Consider the following 3,606-nt stretch of genomic DNA (forward strand, 5'->3'; position numbering starts at 1 on the left):
CCGCGGCCAGCGCGAGCCCGGCCGCGCCGAGCCCCGCGGCGACGCCCAGCGCCCGCCCCGCGCCGATCCGGCCGGACGGGACGGGCCGCTCGGGGCGCTCGACCGCGTCGAGGTCGCGGTCCGCCCAGTCGTTGAGCGCCATGCCGCCCGCGTACAGGCAGGCCGAGGCGAGCGGGAGCAGCGCCCGCCGCCCGGCGACCGGCAGCCCGGCGGCCGACGCCCCGGCGACGGTGTCGCCGAGCACGGTGAGCACGGCGGGCGCGCGGACGAGCTCCAGGTGGTCGCGCACCGGGTGGCGCGCCGGCGGCGCGACGGGGCTCACGCCGCCAGCCCCCGCGCCCAGCGCGCGAGGTCGCCCGCCTGGTCCGCCGCGGCGTGCCGGTCCGAGCCCCACGGGTCCTTGAAGAAGAACCCGAGCTCCGGCACCACCCCGGCGACCCCGCCCGCGTGCGCCAGCGCCAGCAGGCGCGCCAGGTCGAGCACCATCGGCGCGGCGAGCATGGAGTCGTACGCGGACCACGTCGTCTGCAGGGTGATCCGCGACCCGAGGAACCCCTCGGCGTGCACGTGGTCCCACGCCACCTTCACGTCCCCGAGGTCGGGCACGTGGTCGATGTGCAGCGGGGTCACGTCGGAGCCGGTCAGGTCGCGCAGCCCGCGCGTCTTCGAGGCGAGCTTGGACCGCACGGCCTCGGGGTCGGCGAGGGTGGCGCCGTCGCCGCCGCCCAGCAGGTTCGTGCCGGCCCAGGACAGCACCCGCAGGCCCCGGTCGGCGAACGCCGGCGCGAGGACGGTGCGCAGCCAGGTCTGCCCGGTCTTGCCGTCCTGCCCCGCGACCGGCACGCCCGCCGCGGCGGCGAGCGCCTGCAGCGCGGGCAGCCCCATGCCGGCGGACGGCGTGAACCCGGCGTACGCGGCGCCGGCGAGCACGGCGGCGTACGCGGCGACGGACGACGGGGGCAGTGCGACCCGCCCCGGCTCGCGCACCGCGGCGGCCAGCGCGTCCGGGTCGTCGTGCGCCGCGGTCGGGTGCGCGGGCGGCTCGGTGGACGACACGTCGACCACCACGACCCGCGCCAGCCCGTGCCGCGCCGCGAACGCCGCGATGTCCTCGGCGAGCCGCTCGGCCACCTGCTGCTGCGAGCCCCCCGGCACGAGCGGGCCGCGGTGCCCGGCGCGGACCTCCGCGTCGGCGGCGTCGAGGGCGTGCGCCGTCGCGGCGAGCAGCGGCGCCGGGATCATCCCGGCGTCCACCAGTGCCTCGGCCCGCTTGGCGAGCGAGACGTCGCTGACGTCGTGCCCGCCGACGACCAGGTCGCCCCAGTCCGGCAGCGGCAGGTCCGCGAAGGCGGGCGACGCGGTCACGCAGCCCGCCGCCCCCGCGTGCCCGGCGGCCAGCGCCGCGAGCCCGAGGGCGGCGGTGGTGCCCACGGACCCGCGCGCGCCGACGAGCCACAGCCCGGTGCACGCGCGGGCGTCCGCCGTCACGCCCGGTCCTTCGTGGAGAACGCGGCGTCGAACGCGGCCTCCGGGGCGTCGAACGCGAGGCGCTTCACGAACGCCAGCGCCTCCGGGGCGCCGAGCAGCCGGTCCATCCCGGCGTCCTCCCACTCGACGGAGATCGGGCCGGTGTAGCCGATCGTGTTGAGCACGCGGAACGCGTCCTCCCACGGCACGTCGCCGTGCCCGGTGGAGATGAAGTCCCAGCCGCGCCGCGGGTCGGCCCACGGCAGGTGCGAGCCGAGCCGGCCGTTGCGGCCGTTGCCCATCCGCTTCTTCGTGTCCTTGCAGTCGACGTGGTAGATCCGGTCGCGGAAGTCCCAGAGGAACGCGACGGGGTCGAGGTCCTGCCAGACCATGTGGCTGGGGTCCCAGTTGAGGCCGAAGGCCTCCCGGTGGCCGATCGCCTCCAGGGTCCGCACCGTCGTCCAGTAGTCGTAGGCGATCTCGCTCGGGTGCACCTCGTGCGCGAACCGGACCCCGACCTCGTCGAACACGTCGAGGATCGGGTTCCACCTGCGCGCGAAGTCCTCGTAGCCGGCCTCGATCACGGCGGCCGGGACGGGCGGGAACATCGCGACGTACTTCCAGATCGACGACCCGGTGAAGCCCACCACGGTGTCGACGCCGAGCTTCGCCGCGATCCGCGCGGTGTGCCGCATCTCCTCCGCCGCGCGCTGCCGGACGCCCTCGGGGTCGCCGTCCCCCCACACCCGGGCGGACAGCATGTCCTCGTGCCGCAGGTCGATCGGGTCGTCGCAGACGGCCTGGCCCTTGAGGTGGTTCGAGATGGCCCACACCTTCAGGCCGTACCGGTCGAGGATCTCGAGCCGCGACGCGACGTAGGCGTCGTCGTCCCAGCGCCACGGGTCGAGGTGGTCGCCCCAGCAGGCGATCTCGAGGCCGTCGTAGCCCCACTCGGACGCGAGCCGGGCCACCTCCTCGAAGGGCAGGTCGGCCCACTGGCCGGTGAACAGGGTGATCGGGCGGGTCATGTCGGTCTCCTCGTCGAGAGCGGAACATCGATGCTGCGGGGCGCCGGTGCGCGGCGTCCAGGGGTGCCTCAGGTCATGTCGTGGCCCCCTGGCGGGCGAGCGCGTCCGCCACGGCCGCGTCGACCGCGCGCTGGTGCCGGACCCGGCGCCGGCGGCCGGCGGCGACCCGGAGGGCCACGAGCCCGACGACCAGCGCCAGGGCGCCGACCAGGGCCCACGGGACCGCCCACGCCGCCGCCGAGGCGGTGACGCCGGGCACGGCGGGCGCGTCGTCGGTGGCGGCGGCGCCCGGGAGGGCGACGACCTCGCCGCCCAGCGCGACCGAGGCGGTGGTGCGGACCAGCGGCCACACGCCGTCGACGCGCACGCTGCGCACCACGGACGCGCCCGGGATGAGCTCGGGCACCTCGACGGCCGCCGCGCGCGCCCGCCCGAGGCCGAACAGACCGGCGACGCGCACCTGCTCGGTGGGCGCGACGCGGGCGTTGCCGGTGTTCGTCAGGGTGAAGGTCACGGTCGCGGCCCCCGGCGCGACGGGGTTGCCGCCCGCGTCGTAGTCGACGCGCAGGTCGGTGACGGCGAGCGCCGGGGCCAGGTCGCCCGACACCCGCAGGTGCACGCGGGAGCCCAGGCGCCGGTCGACCGAGACGCCCGCCGCGTTCTCCACGAGCAGGCTGGACACGACGCCCGCGGCGTAGTCGCCGGGCTGGGCGTCCTCGGGGACGGTGACGGTGAACGGGACCTCGACCGCGGCGCCGGGCTCGACCGCGATCTGCGGGGTGTCCACCCGGACCCAGGCGCCGAGCGCGGTGGACTCCTCCCCCGCCTCCAGCACGTCGAGCGTGCCGTCCGGGGTGAGGAAGCCGTCGGCGGCGTACACGTCGAGCGTCAGCGGGGCGTCGCCCTTGTTCGTCACGACGAGGGCGTCGGAGAGCGTGCCGCCCGGCGGCAGGGTGTACGCGAAGTTGGGGCGGGCGGCGCCGTGCACGGTGTCCGCCGGGCGCACGCCCCAGGTGACCTGGGTGCCCGCCGCGGCGGCCGGGTCGGTCGCGGGACCGGCCGCGGCCGGGTCCTCCGGGGCCGGGTCGGCGGCGGCGCGCACGGCCGGCGG

General features: G+C 77.5%; 4 protein-coding genes. All 4 read right to left on the bottom strand.

Translation table 11 applies throughout. The annotated features are described in order from the left end of the window. A partial coding sequence (locus tag FA014_RS18745) for a UbiA family prenyltransferase (protein WP_230323414.1) occupies positions 1-322 on the bottom strand: 322 nt, incomplete at its 3' end. Further along, positions 319-1,488 (bottom strand): inositol-3-phosphate synthase, encoded by a 1,170-nt coding sequence (locus FA014_RS18750; RefSeq protein ID WP_230323416.1) that lies wholly within the window; start codon positions 1,486-1,488, stop codon positions 319-321. The genes FA014_RS18750 and FA014_RS18745, both read right to left, overlap by 4 nt. Then, complete coding sequence (locus FA014_RS18755; protein ID WP_154731127.1) at positions 1,485-2,495, bottom strand: sugar phosphate isomerase/epimerase family protein; 1,011 nt, start codon at positions 2,493-2,495, stop codon at positions 1,485-1,487. Before FA014_RS18755 ends, FA014_RS18750 begins: the two co-directional genes overlap by 4 nt. 73 nt (positions 2,496-2,568) lie before the next feature. Beyond that, the coding region (locus FA014_RS20315) for a hypothetical protein (protein ID WP_195969378.1) at positions 2,569-3,606 on the bottom strand (1,038 nt) is incomplete at its 5' end.

The organism is Cellulomonas hominis, from assembly GCF_005239125.1.
Lineage (GTDB): Bacteria > Actinomycetota > Actinomycetes > Actinomycetales > Cellulomonadaceae > Cellulomonas > Cellulomonas hominis_A.